The organism is Parabacteroides sp. B2-S-102 (genome assembly GCF_023656665.1).
GTDB lineage: Bacteria > Bacteroidota > Bacteroidia > Bacteroidales > Tannerellaceae > Parabacteroides > Parabacteroides distasonis.
The window spans coordinates 1-22,132 of sequence record NZ_JAMOKM010000033.1; the positions used below are offsets into that span (position 1 = coordinate 1).

The following is a 22,132-nucleotide window of genomic DNA, read 5'->3' on the forward strand; positions in this document are numbered from 1 at the left end:
CTCATCCCCTACCCAAGGATACCTCCACGTTTCCATCATTTCTGAAGCGCCGTTCTCTCTCGAATGCGGGTGCAAAAGTAATGCTATAAAACATACGGTCCAAATTTATCGGGCATTATTTTTTAGGCTTTTTTTCACGAGGGGGATTGCGTACATTAAATAATACGTGATCCTCTTTTTTAACTTACGAGTCACCGCGTGTACCGAAAACAGGGCTCTCACGAGTGCTTTTACACGTATAAAAACGATAAACAGGGTCCTAGCGACGAGAGGAAATCACACGGGAAAAACGGCTTTCTGCTCATGGAATCACGAGAAAATCGCTCTGTACACGTGCTTTTGGGCCACGTAAATGTGAGTTTAGGCCGATTATATCGCCCCAAAGACTAAAAAAGGGCTAAGAGAACAGTATTACATAAACAACTGTCTATCTATACTTTAAGACATCAAGAAAATCTTCCAAAAAAATCACAGGGCGCATTAGGGCGCATCTTTACGTGTTCGCAAAAACATTTTACAAAAAAAATATATTACTCCATCTATATAATAAGTAAGACGCTAATTTTTTTATAATATAAAAGTTTTACAAACCTCGCAAAGATGCGCCCTTTGCGCCCTGAACCATCCCCTACCAACTTATCCGGGATACAAAAAAAGCCTATGGGACACGGCCGTAAAGTCATTGAGATAACACCTCTATCCCATTGACTTTACCACCGTTTCCCATTGAGATACTATCGCAAACCCGACACTTCAAGAAGGGATAATCATTCCCCAGATAGGCGTCTTGACCATGAACACGAATAGTTCGCTCGCAACTGAACTGAACCGCACCATCGTCCCGTTAATCGCTACCCGTCCCATGATAGGGACAAATCCGTTCTTCTCCTTGCTGCCGTTCACATAGATTTGACTTCTCCCAATATCCACAATTTGCCCCTACCTTCTTCATATTCAATTTTAATTGCGCCAATCTGGGCTTTTTATAAGGTTATTACGGAGATTTTCCGTAAATTTGTAGAAATAAGACAGCCAATAATATTTATAAAAATATGCGAGAAAAACTCTCCTATCCTGTTAGGATCATCATATCCTTACTATCCATTTTTCTCTGGAGCTTTCCGGCAGAAGGGCAGGATAGTGAAAGCTTAAAAAAGCAATTGGATCAAAAGCTAAACTCTTTCGCAAGGCAATATGTGTCTTCACGCACCATTAAGATTGACTCCATCCTCATACAGAAGAAGAAAGTCACGCTTTTCGCCAATGAAGCTTTGGAGGACATCCCTTTTCAGGAATATAACGTTTCTGAGCTTTACGCAAGTATAGCTCCCCTATTCCCCAATGCCTCCAAGATCGTCATCTTGACCCGAGGTACAGACATTGAGAGCCTGATTCCCGAATACGACAGAAAAGGACGTCCCAACAAAAAGAGGCTATACTCCATTAAAGAGAGCAAATACCCGCTAACCCGTAGCCTATCCAGCCCTCATGAGATAAAAAACGGATTACAAAACCGTCATATCGCCCTTTGGCAAAGCCATGGTTTATATTACGCCCAGACCGCCCATCGCTGGGAATGGCAACGGGCTCGCATGTTCGGCACCGTGGAGGACTTATTTACGCAGAGTTTTGTTCTTCCTTATCTGACCCCGATGCTTGAAAACGCAGGAGCGACTATTCTAATTCCCCGGGAAAGGGATACCCAAATACACGAAATCATTATAGACAATGATCGCTCTACTCCGGGATCCGAGTATAAGGAATTGGATGGGGAGAAAGCTTGGTCGGATGGGGAGAAAGCCGGATTTGGGCATATTCAAGCTACTTATACGAATGGGGAGAACCCTTTTACGCAAGGTACCTATCGGCAGACGGTCACACAGAGGAAAGGAAAAGAAAGTCTCATCGAGTGGATTCCCGAAATTCCGGAATCGGGGAATTACGCGGTCTATGCCTCCTATCAATCTTTTCCGAACAGCACAGAGCAGGCACTGTATACCATCCATCATGCCGGAGGGGAAACCACAATCGCCGTCAATCAAACAATGGGGGGTGGGACTTGGATCTATCTGGGAAACTTCAAATTCACGGCACATGAACAAGCCCATGAGAGAATCGTATTAACGAATCAAAGCAATAAATCGGGAAAGATTATCACGGCAGACGCGATCAAGATCGGTGGCGGCATGGGGAACATCGCACGTAGCCCGCTAGAAAGTCCCTATCCGATAGAAGCAGAGACAAGTGGGTATCCACGGTTTACCGAGGCGGCCCGATATTGGCTACAATGGGCGGGAATGCCAGATAGTATCTATTCGAAAAGCGCTTTCCGCAATGATTATCAAGACGACATTTACGCACGTCCCCAATGGGTTAATTATTTAAAAGAACAGACCCATATCCCTATCGACATGGCCTTCGCATTCCATTCCGACGCAGGAACCACCCCGGATGACTCAATTATAGGGACACTCGGCATCTATATGTCTAAAAGCAACGACGGAATCTACACCAACCGGAAAAGCCGGGAGATCGCCAGAGACCTAACCGACATGATCCAAACACAGATCCTGTCCGATGTCCGCAAGGTTTACAATCCTCAATGGAGCCGCCGGGGCATGTGGAATCAATCTTATATAGAGGCACGTATTCCCGATGTCCCAACGATGCTATTAGAATTACTATCCCATCAAAACTTCGCCGATATGCGTTACGGGTTAGACCCACGCTTCCATTTCCTTATCTGTAGGGCGATCTATAAAGGGATGCTCCGTTATATCTGTTTCCAGAATAAACAGGAGCCTATCGTACAACCGCTCCCACCCGATCGTCTGTATACGGAGCTCGTAGAAACGAATAAAGTGAGAATCGGCTGGAAAGCCGTACAGGATACTCTTGAGGAGAGTGCCTCACCAACCGCCTATATCCTTTATAGTCGAAAAGACAGCGGTGGATTCGATAACGGGACGCTCGTAAAAGGAGAAGAAATCATTCTTCCAATTGAGGCGGGTATTATCCATAGTTATAAGGTAGCTGCCGTAAATAAGGGAGGCATCAGTTTCCCTTCCGAGATCGTAAGTGTTTACCGGTCTCCTAAAGGTGAAAAGGATAAGACGGTATTGATCGTCAATGGATTCGACAGGATCAGCGGTCCAGCCAGTTTCGAGAGTACGGCGGATAGTTTAGCCGGCTTTCTTTATGCCGTCGACCGGGGAGTGCCTTATCTGAATGATATCGCATTTATCGGGGATCAATTCGAATTCCGCCGTTCCGCCACATGGAACAGCAATGATAATAACGGGCATGGGGATAGTTACAACAATTACGCAGGGCAAGTCATAGCGGGCAATACCTTCGATTATCCTTTCATACATGGGCAGGCCATGGCCGGGACCGGTTATTCCTTTGTTTCATGTAGCCATAAATCTTTGGCCGAGGGAGTCGTAAAGCCGGATACGTATCCGATTATTGACTTGATTTTAGGAAAACAGCGCCAACCGGTTATCACTCCCGTTTTACAGGATACGCTTCGCAGCTACCTTGCCCAAGGCGGCAACTTGCTTGTAAGCGGGACGAATCTTTTCTCCGACAGCTGGGGCAACGCACAAGACCGTACGTTCGTCGAGGAGGTACTAAAAGGGAAGTTGGCTAGCCGTAATGCCAGCAAGGAGGGAATCGTAAACAGTTGCGCATCCCCTTACGGATATATAAACGGCAGATACACGTTCCGGACACGTCCGAACCCTATTTGCTACTCGATCGAGTCGGTAGACGGTGTACTTCCGGCGGATAAGCTCGCCCATACCATCTTGAGATATCCGGAGAACAATATCGGGGCGGGAATCGTTTATGAAGGAAAATACCGGACTTGTTCGCTCGGTTTCCCATTCGAGGCGCTTCAAACACCGTCGGAACGAAATCGACTCATGGAGTCCATCTTACGCTTTTTCTCCATTCAACAACAAAATAAAATACAGTATATACAATGAAACGAATCAATTGCTTTATCCCTTATGGAAAAATAGAGGCTACACGACAAACGGTAGCGCAATTGGCCGAGTCGTCCTTAGTGAGTCAGATCTATCTAATCACGGACGATCCCCACGCCAAGGCTATTTATCCCTGCAATTTAATCCGCACGGAGAATATATGGAGCACGAAGACCCTCCGGGAAATAGCCGGCTATGCCAGTGCCCATTATACGTTAATTTATACGAAGACTGAAGAGCTTCAATTAGGCATGTATGCCCTAGAGCGTTTTGTCGCCATCGCCGACGATACGAGATCCGGTATGGTTTACTCCGATTATTACGAGCAGAAGGAGGGCAAACTCAACCCCCATCCGGTGATCGATTACCAGAAAGGAAGTCTTAGGGATGATTTCAATTTCGGCTCCCTCCTACTTTATCGTTCTTCCACGCTACAAAACGCCATAGCCTCCATGGATACGGAATATACATTCGCCGGACTCTACGACTTGCGCCTGAAAGTCTCCCAAAACGCTCCGCTGACGCATATCAACGAATATCTATATACAGAAGTAGAGAATGATTTACGGAAATCCGGAGAGAAGATGTTCGACTATGTAGATCCCAAGAACCGCTTTGTACAGATCGAGATGGAAGCCGCCTGTACAGATCACTTAAAGATGATAGGCGGCTACTTGCCCCCTCATTTCAAGCCAGTCCGTTTTGACGAGCAGACATTTCAAACGGAAGCCTCCGTTATTATCCCTGTACGTAACCGTGTACGGACGATCGAGGACGCTATCCGTTCCGTACTGCGACAAGAGGCGTCCTTCCCTTTCAACCTAATCATTATCGATAATCATTCCACGGATGGCACCTCCGAGCGAATCCAAGCGATCGCCGCCACGGACCTTCGTATTATCCATATCCAGCCGGAGCGTGACGACCTCGGCATCGGGGGTTGCTGGAATATAGGAATACACCATTCGGCTTGCGGCAAGTTCGCCATCCAATTGGATAGTGATGATGTATACAGTGACGAGCATACCCTGCGTAAGATCGTGGAAGCCTTCTACGAGCAGCGATGCGCCATGGTGGTCGGAACCTACCGAATGACCGATTTCGATATGCGAACCATCCCGCCCGGAATTATCGACCATAAAGAATGGACTCCCGAGAACGGCCGCAATAACGCCCTCCGCATCAACGGGCTTGGAGCGCCCCGAGCCTTTTATACACCCTTGCTACGGAAACTAAACCTCCCGAACACCAGTTACGGAGAAGATTACGCCCTCGGCCTACGTATCAGCCGCGAGTACCCGATCGGGCGGATCTACGACGTGCTGTACCTTTGCCGCCGTTGGGAAGATAACTCCGACGCCTCATTGGATGTCGTGAAAATGAACAACCATAATATATATAAGGATAAAATCAGGACTTGGGAACTCGAGGCCCGCTTAAACATGGAAAGACAATGAAACCAAACAACTGGGTCAGCTCATCGCAAGCGACCGAATTACTGTCCAAGCAACTCGTGACATGGCCATTGGCCGAGAAGAACTATAAGGCGCTGGAGGCCGTGCAAGTAAAATCCTTCGATATGGGAGGGTTCTCGATACGTGCGCAATTCAATCCCGCCCGTATTGTTTCCACCGGGGCCAAGGTAGATGCCCGATCCCTAAAAGAACGCAAATGCTTCCTATGTCCCGAGAACCTGCCGGTGGAACAGGAGCGACTGCCTTTCGGCTTTCGCCATCTGGTATTGTGCAACCCCTACCCGATCTTCCCCCTGCATTTCACGATCCCTACCCGGAAACATACTCCGCAACTGATATTGCCGCAATGGAATGACTTCTTGGAACTGACAAGGAGACTCGCTCCCTTCACCGTCTTCTACAATGGACCCCGTAGCGGAGCCTCGGCACCGGATCATGCCCACTTCCAAGCGGTGACACGAGGCATCATGCCGCTGGATGAAGAGGTAACCCAATTTATACGACAATCGTATGCGAGTGTATACGACAACCGTATATACCCACTCACCGGCAACCTCCGCCCCGGCCTCGTCATCCAAGCCGCCACCGAAGAAGCCGCCACCCGGCTCTTCAAAAAGATCTACGCCGCTTTGCCGATACTTCCCGGTGAGCCCGAGCCGATGATGAATATCTTCGGCTCCTATTACGATAATAATTGGGTAATCACGGTAATCCCTCGTAAACGCCACCGCCCATGGCAATACGAGGCTGAGGGGAACGACCATCTCCTGTCCAGCCCGGGAGCTGCCGATATCGGAGGTCTTTTCATCACCCCTTTAGAAAAGGATTTCAAAAAGATCAACCCGGAGCTTCTGCGAGATGTTTACCAACAAGTATGCCTCAGCGACCGGGACGTAGAGGAAATTTTCGTACATTTGTCATCTAATTAGTTTTCAATAGATATGAAACAATTCTTTAAAATGATGTTTGCCTCAACGCTAGGCGTTATGTTGGCAATGGGAATAATCCTGACGGTATTGATATCCATGACTATAGGATATATCGCCACCGTAGGTAGCACACCTGATTACACCCCCAAGAGCAATACGGTATTCAAGATCAAGCTAGACGGGACGCTAGCGGATAACCCGGCGGAGAATCCATTCTCTGCCTTGATGGGCGACAAGGAAAACATGCTGTCACTGAAGGACCTGCTCGAGACGATCCGGATAGCGAAACAGAATGACAAGATCGCGGGGATTTATATCGAATCGGGGCTTCTCTCCTCGGGTAGCGCCAGCTTGGAGGCAATCCGCCGATCGCTGATAGACTTCAAGGAAAGCGGCAAGTTCGTGGTAGCTTACGCCGATAATTTCACGCAAGGGAATTACTTCCTTTGCTCCGTGGCCGATAAGGTATTCTTGAATCCGCAAGGCATCCTTGAGTTGACGGGACTCGCCTCGCAAACCCTATTCTACAAAGGACTGATGGATAAGGTAGGTATCGAGATGCAGATTTTTAAGGTAGGTACCTACAAAGGTGCCGTGGAGCCCTTTATGCTGGATAAGCTGAGCGAGGCGAACCGGGAGCAAATCCAATCGTATATCTCCACCATCTGGGATAATATAACCGAAGGCATCGCCGAATCACGCGGCATCAGCGTGAACGATATCAACCATTACGCCAATGAGGGGCTTTTCTTCGCGGACCCGGTGAAAACGGTAGAATGTGGCTTTATAGACGAATTGAAGTATAAGCCGGAGGTAGAAGCATATGTCAAAGAGTTAGCCGGACAAAATGGAAAGAAACTGAGATCGGCCAACTTAGCTCAAATGAAAACCCTCAAGGCATCACCCACCAAAAACGCCCCGGAGATAGCCGTACTTTACGCCGAAGGCGAGATTAAGGCGCAAACACCCGGCAACTTTTACGATATCGAACAAAGTATCACGGAGAAAATGGCCGATGAGCTTATCAAGCTAAAAAACAATGATGACGTGAAAGCCGTGGTATTCCGTGTGAATTCCCCGGGAGGTAGCGCTTATATCTCCGAGCAGATATGGCGTCAAGTTGTCGAGTTGAAAAAGGTGAAACCTGTGGTCGTTTCCATGGGCAACGTAGCTGCCTCGGGAGGCTACTATATCTCATGCGCCGCTAATAAGATCATCGCCGAACCGAATACGTTGACCGGCTCCATCGGTATCTTCGGCATGTTCCCGAACGCCTCCGGATTATTCGGGAAACTAGCGTTGACCACGGACATCGTAAAGACGAACACGTTCTCGGACTTAGGAGACCTCTCCCGTCCCATGACCGAGAGTGAGAAAGCACTGATACAGGGATACGTGGAAAGAGGCTACCAAACGTTCCTTTCCCGCTGCGCCGAAGGTAGAGGTATGACTACCGAAGCGGTCAACGCTATCGGACAAGGACGGGTCTGGACGGGTGAGCAAGCGAAAGAAAGAGGTTTAGTCGATGAGCTGGGCGGTATTGAATTAGCTATAAGCACAGCGGCGGGGTTGGCTGATCTGGATCAGTATAGCGTAACTACCGTCAGCGGTTCCAAGAATTTCTTGGACGAGTTCTTGGAAAGCCAGCTCGGAGAGGTGAAACTCTCTATCATCAAAAATGTATTGGGCAATGAGTTCGAGTACTTCAAGACGTTGAATAATATCAAGACGAATTGCGGAATCCAAGCTCGTATGCCTTACGATATGAAACCGTTATAATAACTGGACCATGCTGACAGATCATACGATTAAGTTCAATAAACTCCTCACTCCATTCTCTTTCCTTTATGGAATCGGGGTGAGATTCAGGAATCAGCTGTTCGACTGGAAAATCCTTCGGACAGAGCGGTATGATCTGCCTATTATTTGCGTGGGGAACCTGACTGTCGGGGGGACCGGAAAAACCCCTCATACGGAATACATCATCCGTTTGATAAAAGACCGATACCGGGTAGCTGTACTCAGCCGTGGCTATAAACGGAAAACCTCCGGTTTCTTGTTGGCCGATCAGCGAAGTACCAGCAAGGATATCGGTGACGAGCCGTACCAAATGAAACGTAAGTTTCCGGATATTCTCGTTGCCGTAGACGCTGATCGCCGCAGGGGTATCCGCAATCTATTGGCTCTGCCAGAGAATAAGCGCCCGGAAGTGATCGTGCTGGACGATGCCTTTCAACATCGATACGTCGCCCCCACGCTGAACATCCTTTTAACCGATTGCCACCGTCTTTATACGCAAGATAAGCTCTTACCCGCAGGCCGTTTAAGGGAACCTATGGATGGCGCTCGACGTGCGGACGTGATCATTGTCACGAAATGTGAGTCATATATACAACCTATAGACTTCCGGATCATAGAGGAGGATATACATCTCTCAGCTTATCAAGAGCTCTATTTCAGCCGTATTCTTTACGGGGAGCTGGAACCCGTCTTTTCCGGTAAAGCCCCCAAACGCACATTAAAAGGGCTGGCCTCTACTACAGAGGTTTTATTGGTATCCGGTATCGCATCCCCGGCACCTCTCGAAAAAGAGATCCATAAATATACGGAGCATGTCACCTCATTGATCTTTCCGGATCATCACGCCTTCGATCGGCATGACATCCAGAAAATACAAACGGCCTTCAAGCGGTTGACTTCTACAAGTAAATTGATAATCATCACGGAGAAAGATGCCGCCCGACTCCGTGACCTTCCTTCGCTTCCCATGGAATGGTTTTCTCATTTATATTGTTTGCCTATTACGGTGGGTTTCTGTATGGACCGGGAAAAACAATTTCAAGAATTAATAGTTAAACATATTGATACAAGAATAAAGAATCATCCTATATTACGTTAACAATCTTATGAGCAATAGAACAGAAATATCGACTTTGGGAGAGTTCGGGTTAATCCGTCATCTCACCGATAAAATAGAACTTAAAAATCCGAGTACGTTGAAAGGTGTTGGTGACGACGCAGCCGTACTAGATTACACAGACAAGCAAGTATTGGTTACGACAGACCTTTTGCTGGAAGGTATTCATTTCGATTTGATGTATGTGCCGTTGAAACATCTCGGCTATAAATCCGCAGTCGTAAACTTCTCCGATATTTACGCCATGAACGGCCGCCCGAAACAGATTACGGTATCATTGGGTATTTCCAAACGTTTCTGTGTAGAAGATCTCGAAGAATTCTACGAGGGCATTAAACTCGCTTGTGATATCTATGACGTAGATCTCGTTGGTGGCGACACTTCCGCCTCACGCACAGGGTTAGCGATCAGCATCACTTGCCTAGGCGAGGGAGAGAAAGGTAAAGTTGTCTATCGAAACGGAGCCAAGGAGACCGATCTTATTTGCGTGTCCGGCGATTTAGGGGCCGCCTACATGGGTCTCCAATTACTGGAACGGGAGAAAAGCATATTTAATGGGGAGAAAGATTTCACGCCCGATTTCTCTGGTAAAGAATATTTGTTGGAACGCCAATTAAAACCGGAAGCCCGCAAAGACATTGTCGAGGTTCTTGACCAAGCAGGAATCGTTCCTACCTCCATGATGGATATCTCCGACGGCCTCTCTTCGGAGTTGCTTCATATATCTAAAGAAAGTAATGTAGGTTGCCGAGTTTACGAAGATCGTATTCCTATCGATTACCAAACCGCAGCCATGGCAGAGCAGTTTAACATGAATCTGATAACCGCGGCATTGAATGGAGGTGAGGATTATGAACTCTTATTCACTGTTCCTTTAGCAGATCATGATAAGGTGTCGGAAATGAAAGGTATTAAGGTGATCGGTCATATAACAAAGCCAGAGTTAGGCAATTATCTTGTCGGTCGTGACGGAGGTGAAGTCGAGCTTAAGGCTCAAGGTTGGAACTCACTAAACTAAAAAGAAATATCCGCTCTGAATTCACGAATGCAAAGCGGTCCGTCTCATTTTTATTGGGGGACGGACCGTTTTCCTATTATTTCACTTCAATGGATCCTAAATAATTATAGAAGAGTTCAAAATCACTTATCTTCAAGAAAGGTAAGTGATAAACATCCATCTTTATAATTTGAGCCTCTATAGCCATTTTCCCATACAAATCAGCCAAAGACATACTCTTTATATCACCGTTATGATAGACCTTATTCTTTTTCTCGGGAAGCTGTACCTTCTTATCCAAGAAACGGATATAAGTATAAGAGGTAGCCAGCGGCTTATTATAGGTAGGCACTTTTCCGACTTTCCTCATATCATAAAACCCTTTCGCACGAGCCGTCTCACAAGAGACATTCATGAACTCTGGTATATTCACAAATCGAAAGACACAATCATCCCATTTACAAAAGCCAATCTTAGCCAACGCATCCGGCTGGTCTGTCTTAATTTGTGGGCACCACAACCCTTTTAATGGAAAGATCTGCTTATCCATATCATATTGTAACATCTCCGACTGACTCTCAATACGAAACACCTTACTAAAATCAACGTCCCCTAACGCCTTTTCCAATTTAGCGGCATATTCTTTCTTAAGATCCGCCATAGTAAATGGATCCGCTTGATTTTTCTCTACCAGATTCTTGTCACAATGAGCCATATACCTTACTATCACATCGTCATCAACTGTCACATTATTTAATTTAAGCGCATAAACAAATAAGAGATCGGACGTTAAATCGACCACACCCTCAACTTCGCTTTTAAAATATTCCGAAACAATATTCCCTTGACTAAGCGCATCATTAATATTTATACAAAGACGCCGTCCATCCAGTTCTACCACGACAAGAGGATGCGTTTCTACCTCAGAATAAACGCCCATACCCTCAAAGAGTTTCTTATCGTAATCTGGAATATCAACGATCACCGCCTCTTGACTAGCCAGATTCTCTTTCGGCATCGTAGAAATCTTCCCATCCTTTGTAAACGTCCTAACAAACAAATATCCGGAAACCTTAGGGACACCAAACATAATCTTATCCCCTTTTTTATACACTTTCCCATCACAGGCAGACACCGCATCACGAGTTCCTATCCCAGCAGCAGCAAATGCCAAACATACCCAACTTAAAACAATACTCCAAATTACTTTCTTCATATCTATAGCTTATTAATCATTCTCTACCCGCTTCCAAAAATAAGTAAAAATCCATATTTATCTACACGCTCCCCCTATTTACCCTGCTTATAGCAGCTAATTTCACCTCTACCCTCAAATATTTTCAAAAAATCCACCGCCACCTATTGCATATATCAAAAAAGTCCGTATCTTTGCACCCGTAATCGAAACAACGATATACAAAACGACATGATGGTGCCATAGCTCAGTTGGTAGAGCAAAGGACTGAAAATCCTTGTGTCCCCGGTTCGATTCCTGGTGGCACCACTTTTTAAGAAAGAAAAACGATGTAAATCCCTGAATTTCAAAGAAGTTCAGGGATTTTTCTTTTCCAAGAATAGGCAAAATTAGTGGGATTGAAGCAAACCATACGTCCTTATTCAAGGGACTGTTTTCAAAAGCCCGGAATGTTCCACTGCGAAGTATTTACTTCATTCTTTTACAGCACGTTGCACTATTTTACATAACAGGGTTCTCGGTTCGATTTCCTAACTTTGTATCATTAAAAATTGAGCCGTATGGAAAGAAAAAGATTCAGCGTGTTGTTCTTCATCAAGCGTAGCAAACTGTTAAAAAACGGGGAAGCGCCCGTGCGTGTGCGTGTCACTTATGACCGCCTATACGTGGAACTTCAACTAAAGCGGAGCGTAAAAGTCCCACTTTGGTCGCAGGAAAAAGAGAAATCGACAGGCAAAGACCGAAACTCCGTAGAACTTAACCATTACATTGACGCCCTGCGTGTGAAATTCTATCAGATTTACCAAGATTTGGAACTGGAGGGAAAGATTATCTCCGCACGTGCCATAGTGAACCGCTATCAGGGAAAGGACGAAACTTTCAAGTCATTGCATAATGTATTCAAGGAACATAACGACAACTGCCGGAAGCTAATCGGGACGGACTATGCCGACATCACCGTAAGACGTTACGACAATTGCCTTAAATACCTCATGGAACTGGTTAGACGGGATTACAAGGTAGATGATATGTTACTGCGTGAGGTAAACGGGGAACTGGTACGCAAATTCGATTTATACCTAAAGACGGAGAAGCATTGCGCACAGAATACCGTTATCCGGTACATGAAATGTTTTAAGAAAGTGATAAACCTTGCCATTGCTAACGAGTGGCTGACAAAGAACCCGTTTGCCGGAATCAAGTTTCACGAGGTGGAGGTAAACAAACAGTTTCTAAGCCAAGCCGAGATAAACCGGATATGGCAGAAAGAGTTCAGGATTGAACGGCTGGAACTGGTACGGGATGTTTTTATCTTCTGCGTATATACCGGGCTGGCATTCATAGACGTGTATAACTTGCGCCCCGAACACATTTCAGAGGACAATAACGGCAACCTGTGGATAGTGAAACCCCGTGAAAAAACAAACAATATCTGCAACATCCCGCTTTTGAGCATTCCCAAACAGATACTTGAAAAGTATAAGGATAACCCCTACTGCATGGATAAAGGAACTTTGTTGCCCGTTCCCTGCAATCAGAAGATGAACAGCTACCTGAAAGAGATTGCCGACTTATGCGGTATTAAAAAGAACCTGACCACGCACACAGCCCGGCACAGTTTCGCTTCGGTTATCGCACTGGCTAACAACGTGTCACTGCCGAACGTGGCTAAAATGCTGGGGCATTCATCCACCCGAATGACGCAGCACTACGCAAAGGTATTAGACCAAACGATACTAAGGGATATGCAAGCCGTTGAGAAACAGCTATCCATATAACCACGAAGAAGCCAGCAACACAGTTTTCAAGAAAACGTGATTGCTGGCTTTCAATCAATCAAACAATATAGAAAACAAGACAGCTATATTTCAATACTTCAATATTTCAAGAAAGCAAGAAAACAAGATTTCATGTTTTCAAGATTTCATTTCTGATAGAACCTTTCCAACAAATCCATGATGTCACTTTCCCGGTAGATGATTTTTCCCGGAAGCTGCACGTAGCCCAGCAGCCCCGTGTCCCTGTAATCCTGCAACGTCCGTTTGCTGATGCAAAGCCGCCTGCACACCTCATCGCTCGTCAGGTAGTGTTCACCGTTCAATACCGGGCGATAGTTCATTACCACATACTCCACGTTTTCCAGCACCCTGTCAAGGGAAGAAAACAGTACCAGCGTGGTTTCGGAATCTTTCGTTATCAAATCCATACGCCTACTTTTTAGAATTGTCCCTTACTTGGTTGAGCAAAAATGTTTCCACGTCCGAAGCCTTGTAGTAAATCTTATTGTTAATCTGCGAGTAAGGCAGTTTCCCCGTGTCACGGTAGGTCTGCATCGTCCGGGCTGAAACGTTCAGCAGACGGCAGGTTTCGCAGTTATCCAGCCATTTGTCACGCTTCCTGCGTAAAGGCACGCAGAGCGCATCCACACGACCCACAAAATTTTCAAACCTCTGTTTCCATAGTTCAAAGGTTTTCTTTTCAATCGTCACTATTTCCATAACCGATATATTTATTCTTGTCAATACTCCGTTTTTCTTCACTGGTGCAAATATATAAGGCTGAATAATAGGTTGTTTTCCTCTGTCCATAAATGACCTTGCGTGTCCGAAAATGTCCACCACCAACCCAAAAACAACATGAAAGAAACGAAACGATAACAAAAACCCCGTCTTTTCCTCACTTACTAAATAAGTAAGGTAATGAACACAAAACCGTTTTCTATTTGCCGACATTAATTTGGTGCAGAGCGAAGCAAAGCGATTCCAAATGGCTGACGCTTTGTTTTTTACCGATTTTTCTTATTTTATTTGTGGTGCTAATTCAAAATAAGCACTCATGAATAATCCTTTCGAAGAAATTTTCAAACGGCTGGAGAACATCGAAAAGATGATTGCCCCGGTCACGGGCGTACAGCCCGGAGAACGGCAGGACGGAAAAGAGCCTGTGTTAATCAAAATATCCGTTGCCAGCGGCATAACCGGGTATTCGGTCAATTACCTGTATCATTTAGCCAGTAAGGGGATGATACCGTGTGTCAAGCGTGGGCGTACCCTGCGTTTTGACATGGAGGAACTCAAAAAGTGGATGCAGCAGCAGTATGTCCCGGCTTCTAACAGACTTCCCGATGAAAAAGAAAAGAAGTGATGATGCACGGCATATCGAGGGCTGGCAGTCAAAGAACGAGCGCATCGAAAGCCTGTTGAACGTCCTGTACGATTTCCGGTTCAATACCGTAAAGAGCCGGACGGAATACCGGGCTGCAAGTTCTTCGGACTTGTACCAGCCCGTTACGAAATTCGTCCTGAACTCGTTCAGGCGCAGGCTGGACGCAACCGCTGGTATTGTCACCTCTGCCGAGAACATCCGTACCATACTGGAAAGCGATTTCGCAAGAAAGGTACATCCCATACGGGAATACTTCAACGCCCTGCCCTTACTGAATCCTGCCGAACACGGGCATATCGGCAGGCTTCTGAACACAGTACAGGTAGCCAACCCCGGTAAATGGGAGGAATATTGCACGAAATGGCTTATCGGTGTGGTAGCCAACGCGATGAACGACACGGGATGTCAGAACCATACCTGTTTGGTACTGACCGGGGACAGACAGGGACAATTCAAATCGTGGTGGCTGGACAACCTTTGCCCGACACCGCTTAAAAACTACCTGTTTACCGGGAAGATAGACCCGCAGGGCAAAGACATCCTGACACTGATAGCCGAATACCTATTCATCAACATTGACGACCAGCTAAAGGAACTCAACAAGCAGAACGAGAACGCATTGAAGAATCTTATCACCACCCCGGCGGTAAAGTATCGCAAACCGTATGATGTTTACATAGAGGAATACCCCCACCTCGCCAGCTTCATGGCTTCGGTGAACGGCAACGAGTTCCTGACCGACCCGACAGGCAGCAGGCGTTTTTTGCCGTTTGAGGTGCTGCGCATAGACAAGCCCACAGCAGAAAGCATCCGCATGGATAACGTCTATTCCGAAATCATGTACCTGTACCGTCAGGGCGTGCGCTACTGGTTCAATGATGCGGAGATTGGGGAACTGCACCTGACAAATGCGGAATTTGAGGTGCAGACAGTCGAGTTTGAGATGCTGACGCAATATTTTGAGAAGCCGACAGAGGAAGAAGAAGCCCTGTTCTTTATGACAACGGCACAGATACTGGCACGTTTACGGGATATATGCCCCATGCAACTATCCGAAAAACGGCTGGGGGAAGCGTTACGCAAAGCCGGGTTCAAACGGGTACAGAAACGTATCGACAAACAGACCTATTCGGTATATGGGTACAGGATAAAGCCTGTTCCAACATCCTGTACAAACAGCAATTACGGTTAGCACGGTCATTTTACGATTGGTTATTACTGCAACGCAGTAACTGCCATAGTAAGATATATTCCTATTTTATATACTGTATATCAAATATTTAACAATAGCGCAGTAAGCAGTAAGATAAAACCGCAAACTTTTGGAAAAAGAAAAACCGCAGGAAATATCAGGGTTATATTTCTATCTTCTTTTGAAGAAATAACTTACTTATCTTACTGTATAAGAGGTAATCCGCTGAAAGAAAAAGAATTATGTGCAGAAACATAGTAACTTTTCTTCTTACTGACCTCTTACTGTGCTACTGCAATTTATCAACATCAAAAAAATAAAGATTATGACCTACAAGGAAGCCAACAATATCAGTATCAAGGATTACCTGAACTCTTTGGGAATCCAGCCCGTCACGGAAAAGGGAAGTTACGGGATGTACCGCAGCCCCTTACGGGAGGACAACACACCGAGTTTCAAGGTGGATTATAACGCCAATCTATGGTGTGACTACGGAACTGGCGAGGGCGGGACGCTCATCGACCTTGTGATGAAGCAGAACGGGTGCAACGCCTACGGTGCTATCTGCCGACTGGAACAGGGCAGCACCACCTCTTTTTCCTTTCACGGGAAAGACCTACCAGAAAGGGACACGAAAAGGCAGGCAACCAGCCCGATAGAGATACGCAGAATACAGCCGTTACAGAATCCGGCACTCATGCGCTACTTGCAGGAAAGGGGGATTTCCCCCGGAACGGCAGCCCCATACGTGCAGGAAATGTATTACCGCATCGGTGGAAAGCCTTATTTTGCGCTGGCGTTCAGGAATGATTCAGAAGGTTACGAGCTTCGCAATCCCCGTTTCAAGGGCAGCACATCGAAAGACATCACCCATATAAGGCAAAAGGGAGAGCCGAGAGATACCTGTTTCGTGTTCGAGGGCTTTATGGATTTCCTCTCATTCCTCACTATCCGGCAACAGAAAAGCCCGGGTATGCCCTGTACCGACTGGCAGGACTACGTTATCCTGAACTCCACCGCCAACGTAGATAAAGCCTTATATCCGCTGGCTGATTACGGGCATATACACTGTATGCTTGACAATGACGAGGCAGGCAGGAAAGCGGTTGAAGCCATAAGGCAGGAATACAAATGGCGTGTACGTGACGCATCACACCTGTACAGCGGTCACAATGACCTGAACGACTATTTGCGTAGTCTTAAAGTGAAGCAATCCCAAGACTTGACAGTTACCGACAAGCCCCAGCCGGAGCAGGATAACAGACAAAATCCGGGTGAAAAAAGAAAGAGAGGGCTAAGGATGTGACCTGCAAGACTGGCGGCATGAACAGACGGCAGGCTGTGTGATTAGGGAGAGCAAGGTTATGTTTCGGTAGACCGAAACACCTTGCTTTGCTTGACAGCAAAGAAAATTTCTCCCGTTGGTCGCAATTTTTAAGATACCACCTAAAAGCAAAAACGTATGACAGGGATAAGGAACAAACCGGGAGGTCGCCCGGCAAAAAGCCGGATAGACAAGCAGAACCGGGTAGTCAGCACGAAACTGACCGAGTTACAGTTCTACGCAATCAGGAAGCGAGCCACCGAAGCCGGGCTGCACCTCAGCGAGTACGTCCGGCAGGCGGTCGTTTCGGCAGAGGTAACGCCCCGGCTGAACAGGCAGGATGCGGACACTATCCGCAAGCTGGCGGGCGAAGCCAACAACATCAACCAGCTGGCGCACCGGGCGAATGCCGGAGGATTCGCACTGGTAGCGGTGGAACTGGTGAAACTCAAGAACAGGATTGTCGAAATCATAAACCAACTGTCGGATGATTGGAAAAATAAAAAAGGGAAGCGGATTTAAAGGCTGCGTGAACTATGTACTCGGCAAGGAACAGGCTGCCTTGCTTCATGCGGAGGGAGTGTTAGCGGAAAGCAATCGGGACATCATACACAGTTTCATTCTGCAAGCCGGGATGAACCCCGACCTGAAAAAGCCTGTCGGACATATTGCGCTAAGCTATTCCCCGGTGGACGTACCCAAGCTGACAGACGGGAAAATGGTACAGCTTGCACAAGAGTACATGCGTGAAATGAAAATCACCGATACGCAGTACATCATCGTGCGACACCAAGACCGGGAACATCCGCACGTGCATATCGTGTTCAACCGCATAGACAACAACGGCAAGACCATTTCGGACAGGAACGACATGTACCGTAACGAGCAGGTATGCAAGAAGCTGAAAGCCAAACACGGACTTTATTTCGCTAAAGGCAAGGAGCATGTAAAGCAGCACCGTTTGAGAGAACCGGACAAATCCAAATACGAGATTTACAACGCTGTAAAAAATGAAACCGGGAAGTCCAAGAACTGGCAGCAGTTACAGGAGCGGTTAGCGGAAAAGGGTATTACTATCCAGTTCAAATACAAGGGGCAGACAAGCGAGATACAGGGCATATCCTTTTCCAAAGGCGAATACACGTTCAAAGGTTCGGAGGTAGACCGCAGTTTCAGTTTCTCCAAACTGGACAAATGTTTCGGGGATGCGGGGCTGAACACTGCCGGAAACAATAGGCAGATAGTTTCCGCACCTGTTCAGGAACCAGCACAGACACCGGGCAAAGCCGACAGTCCGCTGCTGGCAGGCTTGGGCGGTCTGTTCTCTGCCCCGTCCTCTCCGGCTGATGAAACGCCCGACAATCCCGGTGAAAGAAAAAAGAAGAAAAAGAAACGACACTTAAAATTATAGGAACATGGAAAATAACTTAATTTTGGAGGGGCTTCTCTCTATGGTTACGGAACTGAAAGAACGGCAGGAGAAGCAGGTAACGCCAGCCAGCCGGGAGGAAACGATTAACCGACTGGACGTTATCGAACAGCGCATTTCGGATATGCAGGGCAAATCCGGCATTCATGAAAACACGGTACAGGAGATTCTAAACCAAATCGGCAGTATCGGAAAAGGGCAGTCCGAGAACCAAAAACAAGACCTTGAAGATATAAAGGGGCTTATCGTGACCTCGCACCGATATTTCAAGGAGCGGTTAAAGGTGTTGTTCCCGGCTGATGATACACCGACCGGAGAAACAACGCCCGTTTCATGGCATGACAAACTGATATACCGGGTAACTCCCTATTTGAAACCCAAGTTCTTTCTTCTTTCAGCAGGGATAATCATTTGTCTTGTGTCGCTTGCATTGAATGTGCGGTTTATACAAAGAATGCAGCGGTTACAAGACAACGATATAAAATACCGCTATATCCTGATGAAAGGAAAGGCAGACGGCAGCAGCCTTGATTTGCTGGAAACGAAGTTCAGCCGGGAACGGGACAACGCTTTCATCCGAAGCCTGACCGATTCGGTGAAAGGCTTTGAATACCGCAGCAGGAAACAGGCGGAAGCGTTGGAACGGGCAAGGCTGTTGAACGAACAAGCCGAGCAGCTAAGAGAGCAAGCCGACAAGCTGGGCAAACCATAAACCCAAAGCGAAGCCGGAGCAGAACCGCCCCGGCTTTTTAATTCACTTCTTTTTCTTCGTGCAGTGTTCTTTCTCGAACTGGCGTAGCGTGGTGACGCTGAACCGCTCCTTGATGAACTCCCGGACATCGGAAGCCTTGTAGTACACTTTTCCGCTGATTGTAAAGTACGGCAGCGCACCGATAGCCCGGTAGCGTTGCAGGGTCTTGATACTTACTTTGAACAGCAGGCACAAGTCCTGATTATCCAGCAGGTTGTCATCTTCGGGCAGCACCCTGTCGGCATTGCGCAGTACCCGTACATCCTTGCAGAGTTCTTCCAGTTTGGCGTACAGCTTCTGCATCCATACGCTGAAATCGTCATTCTCTATATACATGATTGCTTCATTTTTCTGATTATACATTATGGTCTGTCAATCGATTGATGAAGCAAAGTTCAGAAATCGGGCGCAAAGAAATTACGGGGGAACTAATGGAATCCCCTATAAATAAATCATAAGTCACTGATTATCTATATCCTTTCTTGTCATGTTCCTTTTTGATAAGTTCTGCCAGTCCATTAAGAAACTCTGTCAGCTTGCCCGGCTTTCGTTTTATCACGTCCTCATGCTTTTGGTAACAGTCACCTATCTTGATATTGAAAAGCCATTCAAAGGCTTTCGTCAAGTCCACTAAATAAACAGGCTTGCCATTTTGATACACAATCTTTTGGGAAAGGAACAACCCGCTAACTATTTCCATGATATTGATAAGAGTGGTTCTGTCAGCGAGATAGAGAGGGGAAAGGGCTTGTTTGTTGGTGCGTTGCTGCAACTGTTCCGGGTACTTGATACGCCATTCGATTAGGCGTATTTCGGTATTCAATAGCCCTATCGCTTCATCAATTAGATACAAATAGGATATTTTTTTCCTGCTCAAACCATACACGGTATGATTTAAGACGATGCAAACCAAAAGAGAAATAGCGGAGTAAAATGCTATAATCTTGTTCTGTAATACTGAAATCGGCTACATGGGTCGCCAATTCTTCGATAGCTTCTGCAAATTCAGATGCAGACACTTTACGTTGTGAGCATTCCGACAATAAGCGGAAAAATCTTTGGTCGAATATTTTTTTCATTTAGTCGATTAAAAATACTATTTGACAGCAATCAAATAGAAATGTTATTGATAATATTTTTAACTTCATATTTTAAAGAATCTGGTCTTATTATAGTTGCACTATCTGCAAAAGACAGATACCAATGTGCAAACTTACTGATTGAAAATGTTAGAAAATGAAGCTCAAACATATCCCCTATCTCTTTCTCAGATGTTAATCCGTAATAATATTTATCATCATTCATTATGGAGGTTTTATTCTTTTCTATTCTTATAACGATTTCATGTAATTTTTCTTTGTCATAAAACTCGCGTATGAATTTTTCCAAGGGCGGATGCTCCCGTGATTGTAATTCATTAAGAATGTGCATTTTTTGAATTCTATCTATCCGAAATGTAAGATAGGTTTCTTTGGGAAGATAAAAGCCTATTAGATACCAGTTAGTTCTCGAAAAGAAAATTCCAACAGCTTCAATCTTTCGTTCTGAAACACTTAACGCATTACTTCCCAAATAAGATATTTCAATAATTCTTTTTTGGTATATACTTTGTAAAATAAGTAAAAGAATATCAGGTTTATAGGTAGATGATTTATAAGTATCCAATACAGACATGCACTTTTCCATTGTTTCTAACATATTTTTGTCTGCAAAACGCATGACAGACCTAATCTTTTCTATTCCAGACTTATAATGTTCGTTGCTATTTGAATCAGTTAGTTCATGTACTAATTTCTCTGCAATCAAAAAGGACAAAGCCTCTTTTTGAGTAAACATTAGAGGAGATAATTTGAATCCTTCTGCAAGTGAATAACCAATACCGGGATTTCCTATGATAGGAATGCCTGCCTCTTCCAATGTTCTTATATCTCGATATACAGTGCGAATGCTTATATTAAAACGTTCTGAAATTTGCTGTGCTTTCACTAACGAGTGCGATTGTAACTGAATCAATATAGCAGCAATACGGTCTATTCTATTCATTTTGCATCTTTAATTTGAATATTTGAATCTTCAATAATAACAGCTTGTTTATTACTTATAGGAATAAGCTGCAACTTCTCATTATATAGTTGAACTATCTTTTCACCTTTTTTCTTGAATGGAAAATTTCCATAATGGGGAATCGTATAAAAATCGACCAAATCTAAAGAAGTACAGTCTTTCAATTCAGGAGCCTTTTCTATTGGATCAAAATTCACACTTTTCATATATTCTGCATCGGGAGAGGCTATTATTGCTCCGGCAGATTCCCCAATATACAGTTTACCCAATTTCACTTGTTTAGATATAATTTTATCAACACCTTTTCTTTTTAACTCTTGCAAAAGGAAAAATGTATTTCCACCTGTTATGTAGATATAATCGCATTTATGTAATATAGAAGATATTTCCTCTTTGGGCAGTTGGGTAATCTCGACTTCTTCAACAATCATTCCTGCTTCTTCTAAAGCCTTTTTCCCCTTTTTTACATAGAACCGTATTGGTTCTGTAAGGCTTGCAGTTGGTATAAAAGCTATAATTTTCCCTTGCAAATCTTCTTTGGCACAATCGACAAATAGATTAGCAACATCAGCAAATGATGAGCATAAAAATAATCTTTTCATATTCTATAATATTAAGTTGAATACTTTTTGATACAAAGATAGCGTCTTCTATGACAGCCCTATGTCAGTAAGTCTAATATTGAAGAGTTTTTTTCATCAAAAC

Annotated in this window: 21 protein-coding genes, 1 tRNA gene and 1 pseudogene; 14 read left to right on the top strand and 9 right to left on the bottom strand. The window is 45.4% G+C overall.

What is annotated here, in order from left to right:
* Positions 1 to 822: 822 nt before the first annotated feature.
* Positions 823 to 933, bottom strand: a pseudogene (locus tag NBH07_RS22715) (integrase); the annotation flags it as partial.
* Positions 934 to 1,052: 119 nt separating this feature from the next.
* Here NBH07_RS22715 and NBH07_RS21700 point away from each other — a divergent pair.
* The 6 genes from NBH07_RS21700 to thiL are packed head-to-tail and all read left to right on the top strand — an operon-like array spanning position 1,053 to position 10,328.
* On the top strand, positions 1,053 to 3,989 hold the full coding sequence (locus tag NBH07_RS21700) for a golvesin C-terminal-like domain-containing protein (RefSeq protein ID WP_009017086.1): 2,937 nt from the start codon (positions 1,053 to 1,055) through the stop codon (positions 3,987 to 3,989).
* Positions 3,986 to 5,446: a glycosyltransferase family 2 protein gene (locus tag NBH07_RS21705; RefSeq protein ID WP_009017085.1), complete on the top strand. Its 1,461-nt coding sequence runs from the start codon at positions 3,986 to 3,988 to the stop codon at positions 5,444 to 5,446. Before NBH07_RS21700 ends, NBH07_RS21705 begins: the two co-directional genes overlap by 4 nt.
* A complete protein-coding gene (locus tag NBH07_RS21710) occupies positions 5,443 to 6,393 on the top strand; it encodes a DUF4922 domain-containing protein (RefSeq protein WP_039848554.1) in 951 nt (316 codons plus the stop codon). Before NBH07_RS21705 ends, NBH07_RS21710 begins: the two co-directional genes overlap by 4 nt.
* 30 nt (positions 6,394 to 6,423) lie before the next feature.
* On the top strand, positions 6,424 to 8,172 hold the full coding sequence (sppA, locus tag NBH07_RS21715) for a signal peptide peptidase SppA (protein WP_009017084.1): 1,749 nt from the start codon (positions 6,424 to 6,426) through the stop codon (positions 8,170 to 8,172).
* Positions 8,173 to 8,182: 10 nt separating this feature from the next.
* On the top strand, positions 8,183 to 9,292 hold the full coding sequence (lpxK, locus tag NBH07_RS21720) for a tetraacyldisaccharide 4'-kinase (protein WP_005868727.1): 1,110 nt from the start codon (positions 8,183 to 8,185) through the stop codon (positions 9,290 to 9,292).
* A gap of 7 nt (positions 9,293 to 9,299) precedes the next feature.
* Positions 9,300 to 10,328, top strand: a complete 1,029-nt coding sequence (gene thiL, locus NBH07_RS21725; RefSeq protein ID WP_005858417.1) for a thiamine-phosphate kinase — start codon at positions 9,300 to 9,302, stop codon at positions 10,326 to 10,328.
* 76 nt (positions 10,329 to 10,404) lie between these two features.
* Here thiL and NBH07_RS21730 read toward each other — a convergent pair whose 3' ends face one another.
* On the bottom strand, positions 10,405 to 11,523 hold the full coding sequence (locus tag NBH07_RS21730) for a DUF4852 domain-containing protein (RefSeq protein WP_009017083.1): 1,119 nt from the start codon (positions 11,521 to 11,523) through the stop codon (positions 10,405 to 10,407).
* Positions 11,524 to 11,738: 215 nt separating this feature from the next.
* On the opposite strand from NBH07_RS21730, the gene NBH07_RS21735 reads away from it, so the two are divergent.
* Positions 11,739 to 11,811 (top strand) — tRNA-Phe (locus NBH07_RS21735).
* A gap of 251 nt (positions 11,812 to 12,062) precedes the next feature.
* Positions 12,063 to 13,280: a site-specific integrase gene (locus tag NBH07_RS21740; RefSeq protein WP_005645982.1), complete on the top strand. Its 1,218-nt coding sequence runs from the start codon at positions 12,063 to 12,065 to the stop codon at positions 13,278 to 13,280.
* 146 nt (positions 13,281 to 13,426) lie between these two features.
* Here the strand turns inward: NBH07_RS21740 and NBH07_RS21745 are convergent, their stop codons facing one another.
* Positions 13,427 to 13,708: a helix-turn-helix domain-containing protein gene (locus tag NBH07_RS21745; protein WP_005645984.1), complete on the bottom strand. Its 282-nt coding sequence runs from the start codon at positions 13,706 to 13,708 to the stop codon at positions 13,427 to 13,429.
* A 4-nt stretch (positions 13,709 to 13,712) separates the two neighbouring features.
* Entirely contained in the window at positions 13,713 to 14,000 is a 288-nt protein-coding gene (locus tag NBH07_RS21750) for a helix-turn-helix domain-containing protein (protein WP_005645986.1), read from the bottom strand.
* 337 nt (positions 14,001 to 14,337) lie between these two features.
* Here NBH07_RS21750 and NBH07_RS21755 point away from each other — a divergent pair, with 337 nt between their 5' ends.
* The 6 genes from NBH07_RS21755 (at position 14,338) to NBH07_RS21780 (ending at position 19,324) form a co-directional block, all read left to right on the top strand.
* Positions 14,338 to 14,646 carry a helix-turn-helix domain-containing protein gene (locus tag NBH07_RS21755; RefSeq protein WP_005645988.1) on the top strand — a complete coding sequence of 103 codons (309 nt, stop codon included), beginning with the start codon at positions 14,338 to 14,340 and terminating at the stop codon, positions 14,644 to 14,646.
* Positions 14,627 to 15,859 carry a virulence-associated E family protein gene (locus NBH07_RS21760; protein WP_005645989.1) on the top strand — a complete coding sequence of 411 codons (1,233 nt, stop codon included), beginning with the start codon at positions 14,627 to 14,629 and terminating at the stop codon, positions 15,857 to 15,859. Before NBH07_RS21755 ends, NBH07_RS21760 begins: the two co-directional genes overlap by 20 nt.
* Positions 15,860 to 16,184: 325 nt before the next feature.
* The gene (locus tag NBH07_RS21765; protein ID WP_005645991.1) at positions 16,185 to 17,165 is read left to right on the top strand and encodes a toprim domain-containing protein; all 981 of its coding nucleotides are present in this window, start codon (positions 16,185 to 16,187) and stop codon (positions 17,163 to 17,165) included.
* Positions 17,166 to 17,321: 156 nt separating this feature from the next.
* On the top strand, positions 17,322 to 17,705 hold the full coding sequence (locus NBH07_RS21770; protein ID WP_013612206.1) for a MobC family plasmid mobilization relaxosome protein: 384 nt from the start codon (positions 17,322 to 17,324) through the stop codon (positions 17,703 to 17,705).
* Positions 17,671 to 18,594, top strand: a complete 924-nt coding sequence (locus NBH07_RS21775) for a relaxase/mobilization nuclease domain-containing protein (RefSeq protein ID WP_250833605.1) — start codon at positions 17,671 to 17,673, stop codon at positions 18,592 to 18,594. The genes NBH07_RS21770 and NBH07_RS21775 overlap by 35 nt, the downstream gene beginning before the upstream one ends.
* Positions 18,595 to 18,598: 4 nt before the next feature.
* The gene (locus tag NBH07_RS21780; protein ID WP_013612204.1) at positions 18,599 to 19,324 is read left to right on the top strand and encodes a hypothetical protein; all 726 of its coding nucleotides are present in this window, start codon (positions 18,599 to 18,601) and stop codon (positions 19,322 to 19,324) included.
* 42 nt (positions 19,325 to 19,366) lie between these two features.
* Here the strand turns inward: NBH07_RS21780 and NBH07_RS21785 are convergent, their stop codons facing one another.
* The 5 genes from NBH07_RS21785 to NBH07_RS21805 form a co-directional block, all read right to left on the bottom strand.
* Entirely contained in the window at positions 19,367 to 19,699 is a 333-nt protein-coding gene (locus NBH07_RS21785) for a helix-turn-helix domain-containing protein (protein ID WP_005646002.1), read from the bottom strand.
* Positions 19,700 to 19,829: 130 nt separating this feature from the next.
* A complete protein-coding gene (locus NBH07_RS21790) occupies positions 19,830 to 20,249 on the bottom strand; it encodes an RteC domain-containing protein (protein ID WP_013612203.1) in 420 nt (139 codons plus the stop codon).
* Positions 20,203 to 20,442 carry a hypothetical protein gene (locus NBH07_RS21795; RefSeq protein ID WP_013612202.1) on the bottom strand — a complete coding sequence of 80 codons (240 nt, stop codon included), beginning with the start codon at positions 20,440 to 20,442 and terminating at the stop codon, positions 20,203 to 20,205. Before NBH07_RS21795 ends, NBH07_RS21790 begins: the two co-directional genes overlap by 47 nt.
* Positions 20,443 to 20,473: 31 nt before the next feature.
* The gene (locus NBH07_RS21800) at positions 20,474 to 21,406 is read right to left on the bottom strand and encodes a helix-turn-helix transcriptional regulator (protein WP_013612201.1); all 933 of its coding nucleotides are present in this window, start codon (positions 21,404 to 21,406) and stop codon (positions 20,474 to 20,476) included.
* Positions 21,403 to 22,029, bottom strand: coding sequence for a Type 1 glutamine amidotransferase-like domain-containing protein (locus tag NBH07_RS21805; RefSeq protein ID WP_013612200.1), 627 nt, complete (start codon positions 22,027 to 22,029; stop codon positions 21,403 to 21,405). Before NBH07_RS21805 ends, NBH07_RS21800 begins: the two co-directional genes overlap by 4 nt.
* Positions 22,030 to 22,132 lie beyond the last annotated feature (103 nt).

What these genes read in the sequence shown, in the direction of transcription:
- NBH07_RS21700 (WP_009017086.1), top strand. Translation starts at nt 1,053, where the DNA reads ATGCGAGAAAAACTCTCCTATCCTGTTAGGATCATCATATCCTTACTA.
- NBH07_RS21705 (WP_009017085.1), top strand. Translation starts at nt 3,986, where the DNA reads ATGAAACGAATCAATTGCTTTATCCCTTATGGAAAAATAGAGGCTACA.
- NBH07_RS21710 (WP_039848554.1), top strand. Translation starts at nt 5,443, where the DNA reads ATGAAACCAAACAACTGGGTCAGCTCATCGCAAGCGACCGAATTACTG.
- sppA (WP_009017084.1), top strand. Translation starts at nt 6,424, where the DNA reads ATGATGTTTGCCTCAACGCTAGGCGTTATGTTGGCAATGGGAATAATC.
- lpxK (WP_005868727.1), top strand. Translation starts at nt 8,183, where the DNA reads ATGCTGACAGATCATACGATTAAGTTCAATAAACTCCTCACTCCATTC.
- thiL (WP_005858417.1), top strand. Translation starts at nt 9,300, where the DNA reads ATGAGCAATAGAACAGAAATATCGACTTTGGGAGAGTTCGGGTTAATC.
- NBH07_RS21730 (WP_009017083.1), bottom strand. Translation starts at nt 11,523, where the DNA reads ATGAAGAAAGTAATTTGGAGTATTGTTTTAAGTTGGGTATGTTTGGCA.
- NBH07_RS21740 (WP_005645982.1), top strand. Translation starts at nt 12,063, where the DNA reads ATGGAAAGAAAAAGATTCAGCGTGTTGTTCTTCATCAAGCGTAGCAAA.
- NBH07_RS21745 (WP_005645984.1), bottom strand. Translation starts at nt 13,708, where the DNA reads ATGGATTTGATAACGAAAGATTCCGAAACCACGCTGGTACTGTTTTCT.
- NBH07_RS21750 (WP_005645986.1), bottom strand. Translation starts at nt 14,000, where the DNA reads ATGGAAATAGTGACGATTGAAAAGAAAACCTTTGAACTATGGAAACAG.
- NBH07_RS21755 (WP_005645988.1), top strand. Translation starts at nt 14,338, where the DNA reads ATGAATAATCCTTTCGAAGAAATTTTCAAACGGCTGGAGAACATCGAA.
- NBH07_RS21760 (WP_005645989.1), top strand. Translation starts at nt 14,627, where the DNA reads ATGAAAAAGAAAAGAAGTGATGATGCACGGCATATCGAGGGCTGGCAG.
- NBH07_RS21765 (WP_005645991.1), top strand. Translation starts at nt 16,185, where the DNA reads ATGACCTACAAGGAAGCCAACAATATCAGTATCAAGGATTACCTGAAC.
- NBH07_RS21770 (WP_013612206.1), top strand. Translation starts at nt 17,322, where the DNA reads ATGACAGGGATAAGGAACAAACCGGGAGGTCGCCCGGCAAAAAGCCGG.
- NBH07_RS21775 (WP_250833605.1), top strand. Translation starts at nt 17,671, where the DNA reads ATGATTGGAAAAATAAAAAAGGGAAGCGGATTTAAAGGCTGCGTGAAC.
- NBH07_RS21780 (WP_013612204.1), top strand. Translation starts at nt 18,599, where the DNA reads ATGGAAAATAACTTAATTTTGGAGGGGCTTCTCTCTATGGTTACGGAA.
- NBH07_RS21785 (WP_005646002.1), bottom strand. Translation starts at nt 19,699, where the DNA reads ATGTATATAGAGAATGACGATTTCAGCGTATGGATGCAGAAGCTGTAC.
- NBH07_RS21795 (WP_013612202.1), bottom strand. Translation starts at nt 20,442, where the DNA reads ATGAAAAAAATATTCGACCAAAGATTTTTCCGCTTATTGTCGGAATGC.
- NBH07_RS21800 (WP_013612201.1), bottom strand. Translation starts at nt 21,406, where the DNA reads ATGAATAGAATAGACCGTATTGCTGCTATATTGATTCAGTTACAATCG.
- NBH07_RS21805 (WP_013612200.1), bottom strand. Translation starts at nt 22,029, where the DNA reads ATGAAAAGATTATTTTTATGCTCATCATTTGCTGATGTTGCTAATCTA.